This is a genomic window from uncultured Planktosalinus sp., from assembly GCF_963973675.1.
GTDB lineage: Bacteria > Bacteroidota > Bacteroidia > Flavobacteriales > Flavobacteriaceae > Planktosalinus.
This window is the reverse complement of record NZ_CAXBAN010000324.1, coordinates 1-3,063: the sequence shown is the minus strand read 5'-3', so window position 1 is coordinate 3,063 and position 3,063 is coordinate 1. Positions and strand designations below refer to the sequence as shown.

Below are 3,063 nucleotides of genomic sequence, written 5' to 3'. Positions count from 1 at the left end.
AAGACTACACCAATGCTATTTTGTATTATCACAAATCCTTATTCATAAGTTTCAAAATAGAAGGTGATGTAAGTCAAAATGTTAGTATTAATTATTACAACCTCAGCAATACTTTTTTTCAATCAAATCAAATTGACTCTGCAGAAATTTATATAAATAAATCCTTAGAAACTGCTGAAAAGTTGTTTGGAGATGACACCAACCAACGATCACTATCAGGATTGAGTTTGTTGGCTGCCATTAATTCAGAACAAGGTGAAATGGAAAAAGCTGAAAAAAACGCAAGAAAAGCTTTAGAAGTATCCTTTTCTATATTTGATAAAATGAATTTCAATACGGCAATTTCAATGTACACTTTAGGTGATATTTTAATTAAACAAAACAAGTTTGCTGAAGGAGAAACCAAAGTGATGGAAGCTACTTCAATTTTTGAGCAAACGTTGGGCGAATCACATCCCTCTCTCTCAGTTGTTTATTCCGAGAACGCTAAAAATTTCAATGCCTTAAATAAAATTCAAGAAGCGGCATCATTTTTAAGAAGGTCCATTGAGATTCATCAACTTCATTTTGAAAATAGAGACCTCGACAGAGCTGATTTAAAAATTAAACTTGCAGAATACCTACAGAAAATACCTTCTAATACTCATGAAATCGAGTTGCTATTAACCGAAAGTTATCAGGTTTACATTGAAGAAAAAGGGGTTTTGGATAGCACCACTCAAAACATTATTGCTCAATTAACAAGGTTTTACCGGGAAACAGGTGAGCATTCAAAAGGTGTTGCATTAGAACAAGAAGTTGCACTCTATGTTAATGAGGAGAATCAAGCTCAAGAACAATAAATGAAAAATTATCAGCAGCACCTCTTTTCAACACCCATTTTACCCAATGCTGCCCAATTTGTGTCAATGACATTTCTATTAAAGAAGACTCCATTTCTTTTGCTGACAGATAAGAATACAAGCCATCAGAACACAAGAGAATTCTGTTGGTTTTATCCAACTGATGCTCAATTTTAATAATTTCTGCTGGACAATCCACCGCCGCTTCTACGCCCAGTGATTTAGTCAAAATATTTTTTGAATAATTGGCGGCACTATTTTGTCCTAAGCCAACATTTTCAAGTGTATGATCATTTGTTAACAATTGAAGTTTTTTGCTCTTAAGAAGGTAGGCCCTGCTATCACCAATATGAAGCAAAAATAAATCTTTGTGTGTAATAGCAACTGCAGTACAAGTTGTACCAATACTTTGATCAATAGTGCTACCTTCTTTTGCAATCGTATTATTTGCAATTAAACAAGCTCTTTCCAGTGCTTTTGCGGGGGGTAAAATTTTAGCATAATATTCTTTTGAAATGATCTCGACTGCTAACCTCGAAGCTTTTTCACCTTTTGCATGACCTCCCATACCATCTGCAACGATTGCTAAAGAACCCATGGCCTGTTCAACCCAGGGTTTTTCAGGTTTCACAAAACAAACCGCGTCCTCATTGTTAGTCCTATGCATCCCGGTTTCGTTAACAATAATATATTTTAAGTTCACTGAAGAAATGTTAATTAGGTGAATATGATACTACAATAATACCCGATTTGCTGAATTTGAAGTGGATTACTCAGAAAATCGGGTATAAAAATGAAACAGGATAACTTAATAATGGCTAATTTTCACCAAACAGATTTTAAAAATATGAAACATTTTCTGCAATTTTAACTAACAAACAACCTGTTGTTTTCCTGTTTCATTTTGTTTTTTAAGCGTGGCGGTAAATCCTGCTTATAAGATTATCAATGATATATCTCCTGCTTTTTGCATAAAATCCATCCATCAATTCCATATAATTATGATAGACAAAGTTTAAAACTAACCCTAACACCAATGCTACTAAAGTTGTATCAAATGCAACGTTTAATAACGAAGTTAAAATAGGCATTCCCTCTTCAGTTTTTGCTAAGTGTGCGTTGCCAATTGCTGAGGTTAATCCTATCAAGGTTCCAATAAAGCCCAATGACATTATAGCATTAATCAAGTACCGAATAGTACTTAAATTACCCTCCATTTCATCTTTGGTGTTGTTGATTTGAACATCAAGCACATGAAGTGTTTCCGGAATTGATTGGTCATTTCTGTATTGTGTACAAGCTTTTTTAATAAAGTCTGACACAAGGTACAACACCCCACGTTTTTCAATTTCCATAACACTTAGTTTGATGTCAGCTACTTCTTCGGGTGTTAAAATCAATTGGTCCTCTTCGGGTAAAAGCTTCAATCCAAATCCTTCAAATTGTCTTTTAAGGAAAGTGCGCATTTTTCTAAGGTCTAGTAGGGCATAAATAAAACATACATAACAAACTGCCTGTATATAGCCTTCAGGCGAACCCCCAAACATTACAAGTATTCTCCTTAAAGAGGGTAAGGTCCCGAATAAGTTTGCCAATACATTAAGCGCAATCCAAATCACCAACGCCCCTGCGATGCTTATTCCAATGTTTACCAGTTTATTTTTGGATTGTTTTAAATAGTTAGTTGAATTCATGATTTTTCTAATTTAATTAAACAGTTGTAAGTCAAAGCTTCCGTCGGTGTTTACCACCAATCTTCCAACGCGAGTCCTATCTCTTGGATTTACAGAAAGTGTAAAATTGAACTCTCTGCCTCTTTCGTCGCCTTCGTTGTTTTTAGTATACACCAACCCTCTAACAGGGAGATTACTTTTTGGTGTTAATGCTTCTTTATATTGTGCAAAAATGGTATACTCTCCCGGTATTATTGCATCAAACTGTCTCACCGCTTCTTGTGATGTTCTCAAATCTCCTCCAAAAATGCTGCTTCGAGATTTCCCACTATCCCAGTAACCAATAAAGTTTCTAAAACGACGCCCTCCAAACACACAGTCATTGTCTTTACAAACAAATAAGTCCACATTATCTGCCGGGTCATCCCAATTTAATTCAATTGAAAACACACAAGGCACATCAGGCATAGAGCCTCTGTATTTTGGTGGTTTTGTTGATGGCGTGGATTTTTGTGCCGGTTGTTTTGTGGTTTGAGGAGTGCTTTGTT

Annotated in this window: 4 protein-coding genes; 1 reads left to right on the top strand and 3 read right to left on the bottom strand. The window is 35.3% G+C overall.

Annotated elements, in window-relative coordinates:
- A partial coding sequence (locus AACY61_RS11325) for a tetratricopeptide repeat protein (protein ID WP_339611694.1) occupies positions 1–842 on the top strand: 842 nt, incomplete at its 5' end.
- On the opposite strand, the gene AACY61_RS11320 is transcribed toward AACY61_RS11325, so the two are convergent.
- From AACY61_RS11320 to AACY61_RS11310, 3 genes are all read right to left on the bottom strand, one after another.
- Positions 811–1,545 (bottom strand): protein phosphatase 2C domain-containing protein, encoded by a 735-nt coding sequence (locus tag AACY61_RS11320; RefSeq protein WP_339611693.1) that lies wholly within the window; start codon positions 1,543–1,545, stop codon positions 811–813. The genes AACY61_RS11325 and AACY61_RS11320 overlap by 32 nt on opposite strands.
- A gap of 208 nt (positions 1,546–1,753) precedes the next feature.
- On the bottom strand, positions 1,754–2,536 hold the full coding sequence (locus AACY61_RS11315; protein WP_339611692.1) for a MotA/TolQ/ExbB proton channel family protein: 783 nt from the start codon (positions 2,534–2,536) through the stop codon (positions 1,754–1,756).
- A gap of 12 nt (positions 2,537–2,548) precedes the next feature.
- A partial coding sequence (locus tag AACY61_RS11310) for a hypothetical protein (RefSeq protein WP_339611691.1) occupies positions 2,549–3,063 on the bottom strand: 515 nt, incomplete at its 5' end.